Source organism: Bradyrhizobium manausense (genome assembly GCF_018129685.1).
Taxonomy (GTDB): Bacteria; Pseudomonadota; Alphaproteobacteria; order Rhizobiales; family Xanthobacteraceae; genus Bradyrhizobium; species Bradyrhizobium manausense_D.
Genome location: NZ_JAFCLG010000005.1, coordinates 274,405 through 293,213, shown reverse-complemented (window position 1 = coordinate 293,213; position 18,809 = coordinate 274,405). Strand labels below are relative to the sequence as shown.

16 protein-coding genes are annotated in these 18,809 nt (G+C 64.8%); 15 read left to right on the top strand and 1 reads right to left on the bottom strand.

Features of this window, described 5'->3' with window-relative positions:
* The first annotated feature begins 26 nt into the window (after positions 1–26).
* From JQ621_RS16050 to trmB, 7 genes are all read left to right on the top strand, one after another.
* Positions 27–1,025, top strand: a complete 999-nt coding sequence (locus JQ621_RS16050; protein ID WP_212235680.1) for a PhoH family protein — start codon at positions 27–29, stop codon at positions 1,023–1,025.
* A gap of 60 nt (positions 1,026–1,085) precedes the next feature.
* Entirely contained in the window at positions 1,086–1,595 is a 510-nt protein-coding gene (gene ybeY, locus JQ621_RS16045; protein WP_212235679.1) for an rRNA maturation RNase YbeY, read from the top strand.
* 1 nt (position 1,596) lies between these two features.
* A complete protein-coding gene (locus JQ621_RS16040; protein ID WP_249125316.1) occupies positions 1,597–2,715 on the top strand; it encodes a hemolysin family protein in 1,119 nt (372 codons plus the stop codon).
* Positions 2,712–4,325: an apolipoprotein N-acyltransferase gene (lnt, locus tag JQ621_RS16035; protein WP_212235677.1), complete on the top strand. Its 1,614-nt coding sequence runs from the start codon at positions 2,712–2,714 to the stop codon at positions 4,323–4,325. Before JQ621_RS16040 ends, lnt begins: the two co-directional genes overlap by 4 nt.
* Before the next feature lie 231 nt (positions 4,326–4,556).
* On the top strand, positions 4,557–4,970 hold the full coding sequence (locus JQ621_RS16030) for a helix-turn-helix domain-containing protein (RefSeq protein WP_148750925.1): 414 nt from the start codon (positions 4,557–4,559) through the stop codon (positions 4,968–4,970).
* Positions 4,971–5,054: 84 nt separating this feature from the next.
* Positions 5,055–6,212 carry a M20 family metallopeptidase gene (locus tag JQ621_RS16025; RefSeq protein WP_212235676.1) on the top strand — a complete coding sequence of 386 codons (1,158 nt, stop codon included), beginning with the start codon at positions 5,055–5,057 and terminating at the stop codon, positions 6,210–6,212.
* Complete coding sequence (gene trmB, locus JQ621_RS16020; RefSeq protein WP_212235675.1) at positions 6,209–6,919, top strand: tRNA (guanosine(46)-N7)-methyltransferase TrmB; 711 nt, start codon at positions 6,209–6,211, stop codon at positions 6,917–6,919. Before JQ621_RS16025 ends, trmB begins: the two co-directional genes overlap by 4 nt.
* On the opposite strand, the gene JQ621_RS16015 is transcribed toward trmB, so the two are convergent.
* Positions 6,916–7,998, bottom strand: coding sequence for a DUF2336 domain-containing protein (locus JQ621_RS16015; protein WP_212235674.1), 1,083 nt, complete (start codon positions 7,996–7,998; stop codon positions 6,916–6,918). The two genes, trmB and JQ621_RS16015, sit on opposite strands and share 4 nt — an antisense overlap.
* Before the next feature lie 392 nt (positions 7,999–8,390).
* Between JQ621_RS16015 and rimP the strand changes: the two genes are divergently transcribed.
* The 8 genes from rimP (at position 8,391) to pnp (ending at position 18,745) form a co-directional block, all read left to right on the top strand.
* The gene (rimP, locus tag JQ621_RS16010) at positions 8,391–9,146 is read left to right on the top strand and encodes a ribosome maturation factor RimP (RefSeq protein WP_212235673.1); all 756 of its coding nucleotides are present in this window, start codon (positions 8,391–8,393) and stop codon (positions 9,144–9,146) included.
* 2 nt (positions 9,147–9,148) lie between these two features.
* The gene (gene nusA, locus JQ621_RS16005) at positions 9,149–10,759 is read left to right on the top strand and encodes a transcription termination factor NusA (protein ID WP_212235672.1); all 1,611 of its coding nucleotides are present in this window, start codon (positions 9,149–9,151) and stop codon (positions 10,757–10,759) included.
* Positions 10,760–10,782: 23 nt separating this feature from the next.
* Positions 10,783–11,466 carry an RNA-binding protein gene (locus JQ621_RS16000; protein WP_212235671.1) on the top strand — a complete coding sequence of 228 codons (684 nt, stop codon included), beginning with the start codon at positions 10,783–10,785 and terminating at the stop codon, positions 11,464–11,466.
* Between the two features lie 70 nt (positions 11,467–11,536).
* On the top strand, positions 11,537–14,221 hold the full coding sequence (gene infB, locus JQ621_RS15995) for a translation initiation factor IF-2 (RefSeq protein WP_212235670.1): 2,685 nt from the start codon (positions 11,537–11,539) through the stop codon (positions 14,219–14,221).
* A gap of 157 nt (positions 14,222–14,378) precedes the next feature.
* Entirely contained in the window at positions 14,379–14,822 is a 444-nt protein-coding gene (rbfA, locus tag JQ621_RS15990) for a 30S ribosome-binding factor RbfA (protein WP_212235748.1), read from the top strand.
* Entirely contained in the window at positions 14,819–15,937 is a 1,119-nt protein-coding gene (gene truB / locus JQ621_RS15985; protein ID WP_212235669.1) for a tRNA pseudouridine(55) synthase TruB, read from the top strand. Before rbfA ends, truB begins: the two co-directional genes overlap by 4 nt.
* Before the next feature lie 2 nt (positions 15,938–15,939).
* A complete protein-coding gene (gene rpsO / locus JQ621_RS15980) occupies positions 15,940–16,209 on the top strand; it encodes a 30S ribosomal protein S15 (protein ID WP_018644188.1) in 270 nt (89 codons plus the stop codon).
* Between the two features lie 379 nt (positions 16,210–16,588).
* Complete coding sequence (pnp, locus tag JQ621_RS15975) at positions 16,589–18,745, top strand: polyribonucleotide nucleotidyltransferase (RefSeq protein ID WP_212235668.1); 2,157 nt, start codon at positions 16,589–16,591, stop codon at positions 18,743–18,745.
* Positions 18,746–18,809: the final 64 nt, after the last annotated feature.

Here is an 18,809-nt window from a genome sequence, read left to right as displayed (position 1 = left end):
CTCCCAGCCGCAAGTTTGACCGCGACATGCAAGTTCCGCCCGAGACCCAGGTCGTCATCGACTTCGACGACAACCGCGCCGCGTCTGCGCTGGTCGGGCCCTATGGCCAGAACCTGGCGCAGATCGAGCGGCGGCTCGGCGTCGTCGTGGATTCGAAGGGCAACCACATCACCATCGGCGGAACGCGCGACGGCTGCGATGCCGCGCGGCGCGTGCTGGAGACGCTCTATGCACATGCCGTGAAGGGCCAGGATGTTGACCAGGGCGAGGTCGAAGGTGCAATCCGCGCTGTGATCGCGCAAGGATCTCTGTTCGAGTTCGACGCCAAATCGGCCAAGTCGGCCTTCGACAGCATCAACTTACGAAAACGCCCGGTGCGCGCGCGCACGGCCGCGCAGGATTCCTACATCCGCGCGCTGAAGCGCCATGAACTCGTGTTCGGCATCGGTCCCGCCGGCACCGGCAAGACCTGGCTCGCGGTCGCGCATGCCGCGCAATTGTTCGAGCGCAAGGAGGTCGACAAGATCATCCTGTCGCGTCCGGCGGTGGAAGCCGGCGAGCGGCTCGGCTTCCTGCCGGGCGACCTCCGCGAGAAAGTCGATCCTTATCTGCGTCCGATCTACGACGCGCTTTACGACCTCATGGACGCGCGCATCGTCGAGCGTGCACTGCAGACCGGCGAGATCGAGATCGCGCCGCTCGCGTTCATGCGCGGCCGCACGCTGACCAACGCCGCAATCATCCTAGACGAAGCCCAGAACACGACATCGATGCAGATGAAGATGTTCCTCACCCGTTTGGGCGAGAACAGCCGCATGATCGTGACGGGCGATCCCTCGCAGATCGATTTGCCGAATGGCCAGACCTCCGGCCTCGCCGAGGCGACCAGATTGCTGGGCGGCGTCGAGGGCATTGCGCAAGTTCATTTCAAGGCCGAGGACGTGATCCGCCACGAGCTCGTGGCACGAATCGTCGCCGCTTATGAAGGGTCGCCGCAGCGGCCACCCGCCGGCAACAAATCCTGACGGGACAACAACCGGACCCTGCGGGCGCGACTCCAGCGCCTTATCGTTCCGAACAAAGCCATGTCGCATCCCAATCTTCCCATCACCGAGGTCCTCGTCGTCGCCGATTGCTGGCAGAGCGAGCCTGACGCCGAAGCCGTGATCCAGCGCGCCATCGCGGCCGCCGCCGAATCCGTCGACGAAGACGTCGCGGATGCCGAAGTGGCCGTAATGCTGACCGATGATGCCGGCATCCGCACGCTCAACAGCAACTGGCGCGGTATGGACAAGCCGACCAATGTACTCTCGTTTCCCGCGCTCCAGGGCGAAGGCGAATGGAAGCCGGGCGATGCACCGCGCATGCTCGGCGACATCGCGATCGCCTTCGAGACCATGCGGCGCGAGGCGAACGAGGAACACAAGCCGTTCGATCATCATTTGAGCCATCTCGCCGTGCATGGTTTCCTGCACCTGATCGGCTACGATCACGAGAACGACGACGACGCGGAAGACATGGAAGCGCTCGAAACCGAGATCCTGGCTCATCTCGGCATTCCCGATCCCTATGCAGACCGCGCGGGGACACACTGAGATGCCGGACTCGGAGCCTGTTCACGACAACCCGCGCAACACGGCCAATCTGCCGGTGGTGGTGACGCCCGGCGAGGTCATGCGGCCGACCGCTGATGGCTGGCTGCTGCGCGCCATCCGCACGCTGTTCGGCTGGAAGGCCGGATCGGTGCGCGACGACCTGCAGGTCGTGCTCGATGCGACGACGCCCGACGACACCGGCTTCTCCGCGGTCGAGCGCACCATGCTGCGCAACATCCTCGGCCTGCACGAGCGCCGCATCGCCGACGTCATGGTGCATCGTGCCGACATCATCGCGGTGAGGCGCGACATCCCGCTCGGCGAATTGATGGACCGTTTCGAGAGCGCGGGCCATTCGCGCCTCGTGGTCTACAACGAGACCCTGGACGATCCCGTTGGCATCGTTCACATCCGCGACCTGCTCGCCTTCATGACCGCGCGTGCGCGGGTGTCGGAGGCGACCAAGACCAAACGCAAGAAGCCGCTGCCGGCCGGGCTGGATTTGAAGACCGTGGACCTCGCGCTACCGCTGCACGACGCGCGCATCATCCGCAAGCTGCTCTATGTGCCGCCGTCGATGCGCGCGATCGACCTGTTGGCGCAGATGCAGGCAACGCGCATTCACCTCGCCCTGGTCGTCGACGAATATGGCGGCAGCGACGGCCTTGTTTCGCTCGAGGATATCGTCGAGCAGATCGTCGGCGAGATTGACGACGAGCACGACAGCGACGAGCCGCCGTCGATCGTGCGCCTGCCCGACAACGCCTTCATCGCCGACGCCCGCGCCAGCCTCGACGACGTCCGCACCGTGATCGGCGCGGACTTCGTCACCGGCGAGGCCGGCGAGGAGGTGGAGACGCTGGGCGGCTATCTCGTCAGCTTCGTCGGGCGCCTGCCCGTGCGCGGCGAGGTGATCTCGGGTCCCGGCCATTACGAGGTCGAAGTGCTCGATGCCGATCCGCGCCGCGTCAAGCGGTTGCGCATCTCGACCCGGAAGGAGCGCCCCGCGCCGCGCACCCAGCGCGAGAGAAGCCGCCGCGAGGCCGCGCCCGAGAGCGGCCAGCCACCGGCCGGCGACACGCCGACCCCGCCGCCCGGCGAGGGGACCGGCCCGCAGTGACCGCGTTCCAGCGTTTCAGGCAGATTGCGCTCGCCATCATCCTGACCTGGGGATGGAAACGCGCGCTGCTCGCGATGGCGTGCGGCGCACTCTCGGTGCTGGCGCTGGCCCCGTTCAACATCTTTCCGGTGCTGTTCATCACCTTCCCTGTCATGGTCTGGCTGATCGACGGTGCCGGCGCCGGACGGTATGGCGGCGTTCCGGCCGCGGCGCTGACGGGCTACTGGTTCGGGCTCGGTTATTTCGTCCCGGGGCTTTACTGGATCGGCATCGCTTTCTTCGTCGACGCCGACGTGTTCGCCTGGCTGACGCCGTTCGCCGTGCTGGGCCTGCCGGCCTATCTCTCGATTTTCACGGCCATCGGTTTTGCGCTGGCCCGACTGCTCTGGACCAAGGACGCCACCCGCATCCTCGCGCTCGCGGCAAGCCTCACCATTGGTGAATGGCTGCGCGGGCACGTCCTCACGGGCTTTCCCTGGAACGCATTCGGCTATGCACTGTCGGAGCCGCTGCCGCTGGCCCAGACGGCCTCGTTGATCGGCCAATGGGGCATGACGTTCCTCGCGATCGCGATCTTCGCTAGCCCGGCCGTGCTGATCGACCGCACGCGCGATCGCAGGGCGGCGTGGCGCGTGCCGGCTGCTGCGCTTGCGCTGCTGGTCGTCATGGGCATTTTCGGCGCCATCCGCCTGTCGCTGCATCCGACCACGATGGTCGCGGGTGCAAAGCTGCGACTGATGCAGCCGAACCTGCAGCAGGACCTGAAATTCAACTATTCCGCCAAGGCGGAGGTGATGAAGAAATATCTGGCGCTGTCGGATCGCGCCTCCGGTCCGCAAGCGACCGGCGTGGGCGCTGCGACCATCCTGATCTGGCCGGAATCCGCCTTTCCGTTCTTCCTCACCCGCGAAGCCGACGTGATGGCCCAGATTGCCGAGCTGTTACCCAGGGGCACGGTGCTGATCACCGGCTCGGTGCGCGCTCCCGATCTGCCGCCTGGCACCCCGATCACGCGGGCCTATAATTCGATCTATGTCATCGACCACGACGCCAGCGTGCTCGCGATCTACGACAAGCTCCATCTGGTTCCATTCGGTGAATATCTTCCCTACCAGGATCTGATGGAGAAGCTCGGCCTCGAGCAGCTGACACGGATGCGTGGCGGCTTCATTCCCGGCACGGTGCGGCACGTGCTGCCGGTACCGGGCGCCCCGCCCGCGCTGCCGCTGATCTGCTACGAAGCAATCTTCCCCGGCGAAGTCGGAACGCGCGATGAGCGCCCGGGCTGGATGGTGAACCTTACCAATGACGGCTGGTTCGGCATCTCGACCGGCCCGCACCAGCATCTGGAGCAGGCGCGGATGCGCGCCATCGAGCTCGGACTGCCGCTGGTCCGCTCGGCCAATACCGGCATCTCGGCGGTGATCGATCCGGTAGGACGCACGGTGGCCAGCCTCGGCCTCGGGATCGAAGGCATCCTGGACGCAAGCCTGCCCGCCGCCATCCCACCCACGGTCTATGCGAGAGTCGGAGACATCCCCGCGGCAATGCTCGTCGCGCTGGCGATCGTTCTGGCGGTGCGACGACGTGTCGCGAAGCGGCACCCCTGATCGCGCGGTCGCCAGCGATTTCCGGCAGACGGGCGGAAACTTTTGACAACCGTAGTCCCACGGTTGACAGACCGTACGCGGGCTCCTCATTCTGCGCTGGCTGCACAAGACAGCGGTGCATTGCTAAATTTCTCCGCAATGTCTCCCCAATCAGAATGAAGTTTTGACGTCGCTGTCACCTGAGGCAATTTATCCTATTGCGCCGACGGTGGTGTTTGGAGGGCTGAGGAAATGTCGAAAGCGCCCAACCCTGTTGACAAATATGTCGGCAGTCGCGTGCGTATGCGCCGCATCATGTTGGGCATGAGTCAGGAAAAGCTCGGTGAAGCTTTGGGCCTGACATTCCAGCAGGTCCAGAAGTACGAGAAGGGCACGAACCGGGTCGGCGCAAGCCGCATCCAGCAGATCGCGGAGATTCTGCAGGTGCCGGTGTCGTTCCTGTTCGAGGGCGGACCGAGCGGCGTGGCGGGTCCGGATGGCTTCGCCGAAGGTGCGTCGCCCTCCTATGTCTCCGACTTCCTCGCCACCTCCGAAGGGCTGGCGCTGACCAAGGCGTTCACCCGGATCACCGATTCGAAGCTGCGCCGCTCCATCGTCGATCTCGTCGAGCAGATCGCCGCCCGCGAAGGCCCGGACAAGCGCTAAGGCGCTTTTTCATCCGATTTGAGACTGCGCCAATTCTGGCCTATGTCGTCATCTGCGGGCGCGCCTTGCGCCACTTCCGCTGAGATGATGCGATTCGAAGGCACAGATACGTCCATGGCGAACTCCAATTCATTCGATTCCCAAACTATTCTCGCTGGTATACGCCGCTGGGTGGAGATCGAGACGCCGACGGAAGTGCCCGAGCAGGTCAACAAGCTGACCTCGATGGTCGCCGATCATTATCGCGATCTCCCCGTCACGCTCGAGCGCGTCGCCGGTGTCGATGGCTGCGGCGATCATCTCGTGGTGCGCTCGAGCTGGGGCCAGGACCGGCCTGGTATCCTGGTGCTTAGCCATCTCGATACCGTTCATCCGATGGGCTTCATCGAGCGCCTGCCGTTCAAGGTCGAAGGCGACAGCGCCTTCGGTCCCGGCATCTACGACATGAAGGGCGGGGCCTATATCGCCTATCACGCCTTTCGCGAGCTTTGCACCGCGCCCGAATTTCCGCCGCTCGGCATCACCCACATGTTCACCTCCGACGAGGAGATCGGCAGCCCGACCTCGCGTGCGCTCATCGAGCAGGAAGGGCGCAAGGCCAAATACGTGCTGGTGACAGAACCCGCGCGCGACGGCGGCAAGATCGTCACCGGGCGCAAGGGCGTCGGACGGTTCCAGGTTTTCATCAAGGGTGTGCCCGCACATGCCGGCTCGCGCCCTGAAGACGGCCGCAGCGCGGTGCGCGAGCTCGCCAACGTCATCCAGACGCTGGAAGGGATGAACGATCTGAAGCGCGGCGTGACCGTCAATGTCGGCGTGGTGCGCGGCGGAACACGCCCCAACGTCACGCCGGAAGAGGCCTATGCCGAAGTCGATTTGCGCGTGCCCAGCGTCGCCGACGCAGAAGAGTTCGTCGGCAAGATCCTCGGGCTGACGTCAAAGACCGAGGGCGTGACCGTGACCGTCACCGGCGAGCTCAATCGCCCGCCCTATGAGAAGGGCAATGCGGGCGCCTCGCTGTACGAGCATGCGAAGTCGCTGGCGGCGGAACTCGGCTTCGAGCTGATCGATACCCACACCGGCGGCGGCTCGGATGGCAATTTCACGGCGCCGTACACCGGCACGCTCGATGGGCTCGGCGTCGACGGCAAGGGCGCGCACACCCATTATGAGCAGATCTACGTGTCCTCGCTCGAGCCGCGCGCGCGGCTGCTCCATCGGCTGTACCAGACGCTGCGATGAGCGAACGCAAATCAGAGCCCGATCGCGACGATCGCGAGCGCGCCTTCTTCGGACGTCGCAAGGGCCACAAGCTCAGGCAGCACCAGGCCGAGCTGGTCGATCATCTGCTGCCGCATCTGTCGCTCGACATCACGGGCGAGAAGCCGGCGAACGCTGCCGAGATCTTCGATCCCGCGGCGGAGGACGTACGGCTTGAGATCGGCTTCGGCGGCGGCGAACATCTCGCGGCGGAAGCGCAGGCCTTTCCGACGACCGGCTTCATCGGCTGCGAGCCCTATGTCAACGGCATGGCGAAGATCCTCGCTCAAATCGAAGTCGCCAACATTGCCAACATCCGCCTGTTCGCAGGCGACGCCGCCGAACTGCTGGCCTGGCTGCCTGATGCCTCGCTGTCGCGGATCGATCTGATCCATCCCGATCCCTGGCCGAAACGGCGGCACTGGAAGCGGCGCTTCGTCCAGGATCGCACGATCCTCGCGATGGCGCGCGTCCTCAAGCCGGGCGGCGAATTTCGCTTCGTCTGCGATATCGATGACTACTGTGCCTGGACGCTGTCACATCTTGCGCGCGCGCCGGATTTTCGTTGGCTCGCGGAACGCGCCGATGATTTTCGCGAGCCCTGGGCCGGCTACACGATGACGCGCTATGGACGAAAGGCCGCGCGCGAAGGGCGCAAGGCGGCTTACCTGCGTTTCAAGCGAAGCTAGATCGCCGGCCGATTACGCCAGAAATTGACGACGCGCTCCGCCGTCGACGGCATCAGGCGGGTGAAATTTACCCGTGCCTGCTCGAGATCGGCATCGGCCGGCGTGCGATGCGGCCCGTACCACATCAGGATCAGCGCGCGCACCGTGGGCCAACCGAGATTCAGGACACGTCCGAGGATCAGGATCGGATCGTGGCGATCGCCGGAGATCAGGCGATCGAGGATCGGAAGCCTGACGCCGGCCATCGCCGAGAGCGTGGCGACCGATTCCTCGTATTTGTGCGCCTTGGCGAAACCGAGCAGCGCGCTCTCGCCGAGATGGCCGCCGCGATGCAGGCCGAGCACCGTGCGTTGCGCATCCGCGAAATCGCGCCGCGGGCCCGCGGGCCTGGCCGCTTCCTCGATCGCGGCCATGGCACGCTTGATCTCGACCTGGCGCGCCGGATTGACCACGGTGGAAAGCCGCCGCCTGATGACGTCGAGGGTGCCGTTGAGAAGTTCTTTGAGATGATCGCTGGAGAGATCCTCGCGCTGACCGATCCTGAGCGTCAATACGCCATCCTGGCTCGCGCGCTTGATCAGCTCCGTATAGCCCCCCGGAGAGAACATCGCGCCGGCATTGCCGGCGGCGCGGCGCACCACGTCACGATCCCCGCGCTCGACCAGCACATCGGTGATCGCGGTCGACAGAATCGGCCGCTCCGTCATCGCGAGCAGATGGCCCTGGCCCTTCAGCCGGGCGATCTCGACGAGTGCGGCGTCATCGAGCACGGGCGAGCGGCTCAGCACCGGGCCCGCGACCAGGATCTCGTTTTCGCGCGCGAGCTGGCCGACCAGATGCGGCGGCGCATTGTCCAGCCGCGAGAAGCGCTCGGCGAGATCGACGCGTGCGGCAAGCTCGGCATGCGGGACAAGATCGATCAGCAGGTCGTCGAAGAGGTCGACGAGTTCGGAACTGAGCTTCGAGGCGTCCTGAAAGAACAGCGCGGAAATGGCGCTCGCGATCTCGCCACGACGGCGGGGATCGCCGCGTTTGACGATATCGTCCAGTCCGGGAATGAGCGACGTGGCAACGGTCATGAAAACGCAACTCGGATCTGGCACGCCGTGGGCGCGCCATAGCTCAAGCCGCCCCACAATCAGGGAATTTAGGCCCGCTTCGTGAAAGAAGCGTTGCTCCCCGGGGTGCCTGTCGGCGCTCCCAGGGGGCGCCGCCAGAGGCGCAAAAAGCCCCCGTCCGCCCGTGATGGCCCTTGTCCGGGCCGGCGGAACGGGCTATATCAGCGCCAATTCATCTTCTCATACGATCCGCGTAGTGAGAGTGGGCCCGAAAGGACCCGCTCTTTTTTATTACCTGAACGCGGCTTGGTGGAAGATGCGACCCGACAGGCTGTCGGGAGAGTTCCGAAGCGGGCCTGATCGTTTTAACCAGGTCCTAACCATCGAGACTATCGAGCGCCTTGACCCCTGATATGACCGAACCGACCGCTGGTTCCAGAGATGCCGACTTGCTGGCCGAGCCGAGGCTCGTGGTCGAGCCGGGCGTCGCGGCACGGGTGTCTGCGGTCGCGTCTCCCGTGCTCGAGGGCATGGGTTACCGCCTGGTGCGGATCCGAATTTCGGGAGAATCCGGCTGCACCGTGCAGATCATGGCCGAAAGGCCTGACGGTTCGATGCAGCTCGAAGATTGCGAGGCGATCTCGCGAGCGCTGTCGCCTGTGCTTGATGTCGCCGACCCCATCGACCGCGCCTATCGACTTGAAATTTCCTCGCCCGGGATCGACCGTCCGCTGGTGCGCCGTTCCGATTTCGAGCGCTATTGCGGCCATCTGGTGAAGATCGAGATGGCCGTCGCCCATGAGGGGCGCAAGCGGTTCCGCGGCACGCTTGGTGCCGTCGAAGGCGACCGCGTGCACCTGCATCGCGACGACGCCAAGCCCAACGACGATGCCAACGTGCTCCTGACGATGGAAGATATCGGCGAGGCACGTCTGGTGCTGACCGACGAGCTGATCGCGGAATCGATGCGCCGAGGCAAGGCCGAGGAGCGCAAGATGCGCAGGGATCTCGGCCTCGAGCCGCCGCAGGCGCCGCACGCCGAGATCAGCGCGAAAATCACCAAGAACACCAAGCCGAAAAAGAAACCGGCCCCGACCAATACAAAGAAACATCGTCTTGCCGCCGAACGCGCGCGGCGCGGCGAGATCGAGCCTGACGAAGGAGACTAGCCATGGCAGTCAGCGCCAATCGACTTGAATTGCTCCAGATCGCCGACGCCGTCGCCCGCGAGAAATCGATCGACCGCGGCATCGTCATTGCAGCGATGGAAGATGCCATCGCCAAGGCGGCGCGGGCCCGCTACGGCAGCGAGACCGACGTTCACGCCGAGATCGACCCGAAAAAGGGCGAACTGCGGCTGTCGCGCCACATGCTGGTGGTCGACAAGGTCGAGAACCACTCCAACCAGATCTCGCTGGTCGATGCGCAGCGCGCCAATCCGGGCGCCCAGGTCGGCGACACCATCGCCGACACCCTGCCGCCGCTCGAATACGGCCGCATCGCCGCGCAGTCGGCCAAGCAGGTGATCGTGCAGAAGGTGCGCGAGGCCGAGCGCGACCGGCAATATCAGGAATTCAAGGACCGCATCGGCGACATCGTCAACGGCGTCGTCAAGCGGGTCGAATATGGCAGCGTGATTGTCGATCTCGGCCGCGGCGAAGCCATCATCCGCCGCGACGAGATGCTGCCGCGCGAAGTGTTCCGCAACGGCGACCGCGTCCGCGCCTACATCTTCGATGTCCGCCGCGAGACCCGCGGCCCGCAGATCTTCCTCTCCCGCACCCATCCGCAGTTCATGGCGAAGCTGTTCGCGCAGGAAGTGCCCGAGATCTACGACGGCATCGTCGAGATCAAGGCGGTCGCCCGCGATCCGGGCTCGCGCGCGAAAATCGGCGTGATTTCCCGCGATTCCTCGGTCGATCCGGTCGGCGCCTGCGTCGGCATGCGCGGCTCGCGCGTGCAGGCCGTGGTGAACGAACTGCAGGGCGAGAAGATCGACATCATTCCCTGGTCGCCCGACATCGCGACCTTCGTGGTCAACGCGCTGGCGCCGGCGGAAGTCTCCAAGGTCGTCATCGACGAGGACCGCGAGCGCATCGAGGTCGTGGTGCCCGATACCAACAACCAGCTCTCGCTGGCGATCGGCCGCCGCGGCCAGAACGTCCGTCTCGCCTCGCAGCTCACCGGCTGGGACATCGACATCCTGACCGAGCAAGAGGAATCGGAGCGCCGCCAGGCCGACTTCGAGAACTCCACCCGCGTCTTCATGGAATCGCTCAATGTCGACGAGGTGGTCGGCCAGCTGCTGGCGTCCGAGGGCTTCACCTCGGTCGAGGAACTCGCGATGGTGGACCTCAAGGAACTCGCCGGTATCGAGGGTTTTGACGAGGAAACCGCGCAGGAACTGCAGAACCGCGCCCGCGAATATCTCGATCAGCAGGAAGCCGAGATCGAGGCCCGCCGCAAGGAACTCGGCGTCGAGGACGCCGTGAAGGACGTGCCGGGCGTGACCTCGAAGATGCTGGTGAAGTTCGGCGAGAACGACATCAAGTCGGTCGAGGACCTCGCCGGCTGCGCCACCGACGATCTGGTCGGCTGGACCGAACGGAAGGAAGGCGGCGAGCAGACCAAGTTCGCCGGCGTGCTCGACGGCCTCGGCGTCTCCCGGGACGATGCGGAAGCCATGATCATGCAGGCCCGCGTCAAGGCCGGCTGGATCACCGAGGCTGACCTCGCCAAGCCGGCCGAAGAGGCTGACGCGGCCGAAGATCAGCCCGCTTAAGGGCGAAGGAGAATGTCGCCCGGATGCTTGCCAGCGCTGACAGCGAACTTGACCATGGACCGCGGGCCGAAAGGTCCGCGACCATGCGCATGTGCGCGGTCAGCCGCGAGGTCCGGCCGATCAACGAACTGATCCGCTTCGTCATATCGCCCCAGGGCGACATCGTTCCCGATCTCAAGCGCAAGCTGCCCGGACGCGGCATGTGGGTCACCGCCTCGCGCCAGGTGGTTGCGGAAGCCGTGCGGCGTCACCAATTTAGCAAAGCCTTCAAGCGCGAGCTGCGCACCCCCCAGACGCTTCCTTCCGACATCGAAGCGCTCCTGGTCCGGAGCGTGACGGAAGCCCTTGGGATTGCCGCCAAGGCGGGCCAGATCGTTGCCGGCTTCGGCAAGGTCGAGAGCGCGCTGAGGGAAGGCACGGTCGAGGTCCTGATCCACGCCAGTGACGGGGCAGCGGACGGAATCCATAAACTGGACACTCTGGCGCGTCAAAATGTCGGAAATCGCGGTATCAGGCCGCCGATTCCCGTCGTCACCGCACTGAAATCGATAGAATTGGATTTGGCACTTACCCGGTCAAATGTGATACATGCTGCCCTGCTCGCGGGCCCGGCGAGCAAGTCATTCCTGTCACGTAGCCAGATGCTGGTCCGATACCGGATGGCGGACGCTGACAAGACTGCCGAAAAGCCCGGCCAGGATTTCTGAGAGACACGACGACCCGATAGGACTGTGCGGCAACGCACAACACTGAATAAATCAGGATTAGGACTGCTGAATGGTTGATACCAAGACCCCTGACGACAAGAAGCTGAGCGTTCCGAGCAAGACGCTATCGCTCAAGCCGCGCGTCGAAACGGGCACTGTCCGCCAGAGCTTCAGCCATGGCCGCAGCAAGCAGGTCGTGGTCGAGAAGCGCGGCAAGCGCCGCATCGACGGCAGCCCCGAGCCGCAGGCACCGGCGGTTGTTGCGAAGCCGGCGCCGGCCGCGCCGGCGCCCGCTCCGTCTCGCCCGGCCCCGCCGCGCAACTCCGGTTCCGGCGTGGTGCTGCGCACCCTGACCGAGGACGAACGCTCCGCCCGCGCCAGCGCGCTCGCCGACGCCAAGGTTCGCGAAGTCGAAGAGCGCCGCCAGGCCGAGGAAGAGGCGCAGCGCCGCGCCGTCCGCGAGGCCGCCGAACGCGCCGAGCGCGAAGCCGCCGAATCGCGCCGCAAGGCCGAGGAAGAACGCCACCGCCATGAGGACGAGGCCAAGCGCAAGGCCGAGACCGAAGCCAAGAAGCGTTTTGGCGAAGGCGAGCAGCCGGCGTCGGCCGCACGTCCCGCCGCCGCAGCAGCCGCAGCCCCGGCGACCAGCACGCCCCGCTCCGCGCCGACCACGACGCGCCCTGCGGCGACCACGACCGCTCGCCCGGCATCGCGCCCCGGCGGTGGCCCGCTGGGTCGCGCGCCCGCAGTCGCGGCCGGACCGGACGAGGACGATGGTCCGCGTCAGATCCGTCGCGGTCCAGGCGGTGCCGCGCGTCCCGTGGTTGCGCCCAAACCCACCCACAAGCCTGGTCCGCAGAAGGAGCGCGGCCGCCTGACCGTCGTCACCGCGCTCAACGCCGACGAAGTGCGCGAGCGTTCGATCGCCTCGTTCCGTCGCCGCACCCAGCGCCTGAAGGGTCACGTCTCGAACGAGCCGAAGGAAAAGCTGATCCGCGAGGTGATCATTCCCGAGGCGATCACCATCCAGGAACTCGCCAACCGCATGGCCGAGCGCGCGGTCGACGTCATCCGCATGCTGATGAAGCAGGGCGCGATGCACAAGATCACCGACGTGATCGACGCCGACACCGCGCAGCTGATCGCCGAAGAGCTCGGCCACACCGTCAAGCGCGTTGCTGCGTCGGACGTGGAAGAAGGCCTGTTCGACCAGGTCGACGATTCCAGCGACACCGAGACCCGCTCTCCGGTCGTGACCGTGATGGGCCACGTCGACCACGGCAAGACCTCGCTGCTCGACGCGCTCCGCCATGCCAACGTGGTCTCCGGCGAAGCCGGCGGCATCACCCAGCATATCGGCGCCTATCAGGTGCTGTCGCCCGAAAGCGGCAAGAAGATCACCTTCATCGACACGCCCGGCCACGCCGCGTTCACCGCGATGCGTGCCCGTGGCGCCAAGGTCACGGACATCGTCGTTCTGGTGGTCGCGGCCGATGACGGCGTCATGCCGCAGACGATCGAGGCCATCAACCACGCCAAGGCGGCGCGCGTGCCGATCATTGTTGCCATCAACAAGATCGACAAGCCCGATGCCAAGCCCGAGCGCGTCCGCACCGAGCTGCTGCAGCACGAGGTGCAGGTGGAATCCTTCGGCGGCGACGTCGTCGACGTCGAAGTGTCCGCCAAGAACAAGACCAATCTCGACAAACTGCTCGAGATGATCGCGCTCCAGGCCGACATCCTCGACCTGAAGACCAATTCGGAGCGTCCGGCCGAAGGCACCGTGATCGAAGCCAAGCTCGATCGCGGCCGTGGTCCGGTCGCGACCGTGCTGGTCCAGCGCGGCACGCTCCGTGTCGGCGACATCATCGTCGCCGGCGCCGAGATGGGCCGTGTCCGCGCGCTGATTTCGGATCAGGGCGAGACGGTGCAAGAGGCTGGTCCGTCGGTTCCGGTCGAGGTGCTGGGCTTCAATGGTCCGCCGGAAGCCGGCGACCGTCTCGCGGTGGTCGAGAACGAAGCCCGCGCCCGTCAGGTCACCAGCTATCGCGCGCATCAGAAGCGCGAGAATGCTGCGGCCTCGATCTCCGGCATGCGCGGCTCGCTCGAACAGATGATGTCGCAGCTGAAGACAGCGGGCCGCAAGGAATTCCCGCTGATCATCAAAGCCGACGTGCAGGGCTCGCTGGAAGCGATTCTCGGCTCGCTGGAGAAGCTCGGCACCGACGAAGTCGCCGCCCGCATCCTGCATGCCGGCGTCGGCGGCATCTCGGAATCGGACGTGACGCTCGCGGAGGGCTTCAACGCCGCGATCATCGGCTTCTCGGTTCGCGCCAACAAGGAGGCGGCCGCGGCCGCCAAGCGCAACGGCATCGAGATCCGCTACTACAACATCATCTACGACCTCGTCGACGACGTGAAGAAGGCGATGAGCGGTCTGCTCGCGCCGACCTTGCGCGAAACCATGCTCGGCAATGCCTCGATCCTGGAGATCTTCAACATCTCCAAGGTCGGCAAGGTTGCCGGTTGCCGCGTGACCGACGGCACCGTGGAACGCGGCGCCAATGTGCGCCTGATCCGCGACAACGTCGTCGTGCACGAAGGCAAGCTGTCGACGCTGAAGCGCTTCAAGGACGAAGTGAAGGAAGTCCAGGCCGGTCAGGAATGCGGCATGGCTTTCGAAAACTATCACGACATGCGTGCCGGTGACGTGATCGAGTGTTATCGCGTAGAGACGATCCAGCGCTCCCTGTAAGTCCAAATCTTACCGAAGCGTCCGGATCTTTTTGAGCTGAAATTGCGGGAGTGCGATGGCCGGATTTTATTCCGGCCATCCACGCTCCATTCGTTTCAACAGGACAAATGACAACGCTCGTGTCCCAACGCGGGCACGTCGAGGTGATTTTTCGATTATGCCGCGCCATCATCAGAAGAAGAGTTCCGCGCCCGGCGGCTCGCAGCGTCAGTTGCGTGTCGGCGAGCAGGTCCGCCACGCGATAGCCGATATTCTGGCGCAAGGCAGCGTGCATGATGCGGACCTTGAAGGTCACATCATCACCGTGCCGGAGGTGCGGATGTCGCCCGACCTGAAGCTCGCGACAGTCTACGTGATGCCGCTCGGTGGTCGCGACACCGAGATCATCATCACTGCGCTCGATCGCAACAAGAAATTCCTGCGCGGCGAAGTCGCGCGGCGCGTTAACCTGAAATTTGCACCTGACCTTCGCTTCCGCGTCGACGAACGATTCGACGAAGCGGAACGGATCGAGAAGCTTTTGCGAACACCTGCGGTGCAGAAGGATTTGGACAAGAATCCGGAACAGGATCCGGATTCGGATCGGGAAGAACAACAATGATGATGGACCCGGCTCACGGCACGATCGCCAGCGACGAGGCCAATGCGCGCGAGACGCAGCAGAATGACTTTGCGGATGTCGGCGGCAATGCGCAGCCGCATCAGGAGGCGCGTCGCGTCAACAACGATCCGCGGGCGAACAAGCAGAAGGGCAATCAGGTGCGCCGCGACCGGCGCGACGTGCACGGCTGGGTCGTGCTCGACAAGCCGATCGGGATGACCTCGACGCAGGCTGTTGCCGTGCTCAAGCGCCTGTTCAACGCCAAGCGCGCGGGCCATGCCGGCACGCTCGATCCGCTCGCCTCCGGCGGCCTGCCGATCGCGCTGGGCGAAGCCACCAAGACGGTCCCCTTCGTCATGGACGGCCGCAAGCGCTACCGTTTCACCGTGTGCTGGGGCGAGGAGCGCGACACCGACGACATCGAGGGCCAGGTCACCGCAACATCCGACCAGCGTCCGACCCGTGAGGCCATCCTGGCCCTGCTGCCCCGTTTCACCGGGGTGATCGAGCAGGTTCCGCCGCGCTATTCGGCGATCAAGGTCCAGGGCGAGCGAGCCTACGACCTCGCCCGCGACGGCGAGGTCGTGGAACTGGCCGCGCGCCCGGTCGAGATTCACCATTTAACCCTTGTGGATCAACCGGATAACGACCGGGCCGTGTTCGAGGCCGAGTGCGGCAAGGGCACCTATGTCCGGGCCCTTGCCCGCGACATGGGCCGGATTCTCGGCACTTTCGGCCATATCTGCGCGCTGCGCCGGACCCTGGTCGGCCCCTTCAGCGAAAATGACATGATTCCGCTGGATCAACTGGAGGCTTTGTGCGATAGAGCCGCGTCCGGCGAGGGAAGCCTCGCCGACGCGCTGATGCCCGTTGAGACCGCGCTGGACGACATCCCGGCACTGGCCGTCACTCGGGCTGATGCGGCAAGGCTCCATCGGGGCCAAGCCGTTTTGTTGCGCGGACGGGATGCGCCCACAAGTAGCGGCACAGTCTATGTCACGGTGGCAGGCCGTCTTTTGGCGCTTGCTGAAGTTGGCAATGGCGAAATCATCCCCAAGCGTGTGTTCAACCTGACCGGCTTGACTGCCTCAACCGGTCGCAACGAGAGAAATTGACGATGTCGATTGCCGCAGAACGCAAAGCGGAAGTCATCAAGACGAATGCCACCAAGGCCGGTGATACCGGCTCGCCCGAGGTCCAGGTCGCGATCCTGTCGGAACGCATCAACAACCTGACCAACCACTTCAAGACCCACGTGAAGGACAACCATTCGCGTCGTGGCCTCTTGAAGCTGGTCTCGACCCGCCGCTCGCTCCTCGACTATCTGAAGAAGCGGGACGAAGCGCGTTACAAGGCGCTGCTCGAGAAGCACAACATTCGTCGCTAAGAGTTCTTGCGCGCGCCCCCGGCGCGCGTTTTTGCGCGTGATTTCGAGCGAAAGCGCTTATTTCAAGGTTTTTGATCGAGGCTCACGCGTGCGTCCGGTGCGGGCCAATGAGGTTTCGCATCCGGGGCATGAAGAGCGAAGGCCAAAGGTTCGGTGTTCGCAAACGTGCCGACTGACAGTCCAGCAGCAATCCGGCGGCTGGGCGCAACGGGCAAGGTGCCCGTATGACCCCGAAAGGATGGACGCCATCCGACATCCAAAAACCATGGCAGGATCGCAGGACGCTGATCGACCGCTCCGATCAGCGTCCTGCAATCTTGACATGGTTTTTGTTTTTCGAGCCGTCCCTTCTTTCGAGAACCCATGAAAGAAGACCTCTATGTTCAATAAGCATTCAGTCGAGATCGACTGGGGCGGACGCCCTCTCAAGCTCGAAACCGGCAAGATCGCACGCCAGGCCGACGGCGCCGTCGTCGCCACCTATGGCGAGACCGTGGTGCTCGCCACCGTCGTCGCGGCGAAGTCGCCGCGTGAAGGCGTCGACTTCCTGCCGCTGACCGTCGACTACCAGGAGAAGACCTACGCAGCCGGCCGCATTCCCGGCGGCTATTTCAAGCGCGAGGGCCGTCCGACCGAGAAGGAGACGCTGGTCTCCCGTCTGATCGACCGTCCGATTCGTCCGCTGTTCGTCGACGGCTGGCGCAACGAGACCCAGGTGATCGCCACCGTGCTGTCGCACGACATGGAGAACGATCCTGATATCGTTGCCCTGGTGGCCTCCTCGGCCGCGCTGACGCTATCAGGCGCACCGTTCAAGGGCCCGATCGGCGCTGCCCGTGTCGGCTTTGCCAATGACGAGTTCATCCTCAACCCGACGCTCGACGAGATGGTCGACACCCAGCTCGACCTCGTCGTCGCCGGCACCGCCGACGCCGTGCTGATGGTGGAATCGGAAGCCAAGGAGCTGAACGAAGACATCATGCTCGGCGCCGTGATGTTCGGTCACCGCCACTTCCAGCCGGTGATCAACGCGATCATCGAGCTCGCCGAGAAGGCCGCCAAGGAGCCGCGCGAAGTCACCGTTATCGACAACGCCGCGCTCGAGAAGGAAATGCTCGGCCTCGTCGAGCAGGAGCTGCGCGCCGCCTACGCCATTCCGGTCAAGCAGGATCGCTATGCCGCGGTCGGCAAGGTCAAGGAAAAGGTGATCGCCCACTACTTCCCCGAAGGGCAGGAGCCGAAATACGACAAGCTGCGCATCGGGGCCGTGTTCAAGGAGCTCGAGGCCAAGATCGTTCGCTGGAACATCCTCGACACCGGCAAGCGCATCGACGGCCGTGACAGCAAGACCGTGCGCAACATCATCGCCGAAGTCGGCGTGCTGCCGCGCGCCCACGGCTCGGCGCTGTTCACCCGCGGCGAGACCCAGGGCCTGGTTGTGACCACGCTCGGCACCGGCGAGGACGAGCAGTACATCGACGCGCTGTCGGGAACGTACAAGGAGACGTTCCTGCTGCACTACAACTTCCCCCCCTACTCGGTCGGTGAGACCGGTCGCCTCGGCGGCACCAAGCGCCGCGAGATCGGCCACGGCAAGCTCGCCTGGCGCGCGATCCACCCGGTGCTGCCGCCGCATCACGAGTTCCCGTACACGATCCGCGTGGTCTCCGAGATCACCGAATCCAACGGCTCCTCGTCGATGGCTTCGGTGTGCGGCGCCTCGCTCGCGCTGATGGACGCCGGCGTGCCGTTGAAGCGGCCGACCGCGGGCATCGCGATGGGCCTGATCCTCGAAGACAAGCGCTTTGCGGTTCTCTCGGACATCCTCGGTGACGAGGACCATCTCGGCGACATGGACTTCAAGGTCGCCGGCACGGAAGCGGGCATCACCTCGCTCCAGATGGACATCAAGATCGAGGGCATCACCGAGGAGATCATGAAGGTCGCCCTCGGCCAGGCCAAGGAAGGTCGCATCCACATCCTCGGCGAGATGGCGAAGGCACTCACCAACGCCCGCGCCGAGCTCGGCGAATACGCGCCGCGCATCGAGACCTTCAAGATCGCCACCGACAAGATCCGTGAAGTGATCGGCACCGGCGGCAAGGTGATCCGCGAGATCGTCGAGAAGACCGGCGCCAAGGTCAACATCGAGGACGACGGCACCGTGAAGGTGGCCTCCTCGGACGGCGAGGCGATGAAGGCCGCGATCAAGTGGATCAAGTCGATCGCGTCCGATCCGGAAGTCGGCCAGATCTATGACGGTACCGTCGTCAAGGTGATGGAATTCGGCGCCTTCGTGAACTTCTTCGGTTCGAAGGACGGCCTCGTCCATATCAGCCAGCTCGCGGCCAACCGCGTGCAGAAGACCTCCGACGTCGTCAAGGAAGGCGACAAGGTCAAGGTCAAGCTGCTCGGCTTCGACGACCGCGGCAAGACCCGCCTGTCGATGAAGGTCGTCGACCAGACCACCGGCGAAGACCTCGAGGGCAAGGTCGGCGACGGCGAGAAGGCTCCGCGCGAAGCGGCCGGCGAGTAAGCCTCGCGACCTGCTGGAAACACGAAGGGCGGCCTCTCGGCCGCCCTTTTTGTTTGTCGCCTGC

Excerpts from the sequence above, each read along its gene's own strand:
- JQ621_RS16050 (WP_212235680.1), top strand. The coding sequence starts at position 27 with ATGCAAGTTCCGCCCGAGACCCAGGTCGTCATCGACTTCGACGACAAC.
- ybeY (WP_212235679.1), top strand. The coding sequence starts at position 1,086 with ATGTCGCATCCCAATCTTCCCATCACCGAGGTCCTCGTCGTCGCCGAT.
- JQ621_RS16040 (WP_249125316.1), top strand. The coding sequence starts at position 1,597 with ATGCCGGACTCGGAGCCTGTTCACGACAACCCGCGCAACACGGCCAAT.
- JQ621_RS16030 (WP_148750925.1), top strand. The coding sequence starts at position 4,557 with ATGTCGAAAGCGCCCAACCCTGTTGACAAATATGTCGGCAGTCGCGTG.
- JQ621_RS16025 (WP_212235676.1), top strand. The coding sequence starts at position 5,055 with ATGATGCGATTCGAAGGCACAGATACGTCCATGGCGAACTCCAATTCA.
- trmB (WP_212235675.1), top strand. The coding sequence starts at position 6,209 with ATGAGCGAACGCAAATCAGAGCCCGATCGCGACGATCGCGAGCGCGCC.
- JQ621_RS16015 (WP_212235674.1), bottom strand. The coding sequence starts at position 7,998 with ATGACCGTTGCCACGTCGCTCATTCCCGGACTGGACGATATCGTCAAA.
- rimP (WP_212235673.1), top strand. The coding sequence starts at position 8,391 with ATGACCGAACCGACCGCTGGTTCCAGAGATGCCGACTTGCTGGCCGAG.
- nusA (WP_212235672.1), top strand. The coding sequence starts at position 9,149 with ATGGCAGTCAGCGCCAATCGACTTGAATTGCTCCAGATCGCCGACGCC.
- JQ621_RS16000 (WP_212235671.1), top strand. The coding sequence starts at position 10,783 with ATGCTTGCCAGCGCTGACAGCGAACTTGACCATGGACCGCGGGCCGAA.
- infB (WP_212235670.1), top strand. The coding sequence starts at position 11,537 with ATGGTTGATACCAAGACCCCTGACGACAAGAAGCTGAGCGTTCCGAGC.
- rbfA (WP_212235748.1), top strand. The coding sequence starts at position 14,379 with ATGCCGCGCCATCATCAGAAGAAGAGTTCCGCGCCCGGCGGCTCGCAG.
- truB (WP_212235669.1), top strand. The coding sequence starts at position 14,819 with ATGATGATGGACCCGGCTCACGGCACGATCGCCAGCGACGAGGCCAAT.
- rpsO (WP_018644188.1), top strand. The coding sequence starts at position 15,940 with ATGTCGATTGCCGCAGAACGCAAAGCGGAAGTCATCAAGACGAATGCC.
- pnp (WP_212235668.1), top strand. The coding sequence starts at position 16,589 with ATGTTCAATAAGCATTCAGTCGAGATCGACTGGGGCGGACGCCCTCTC.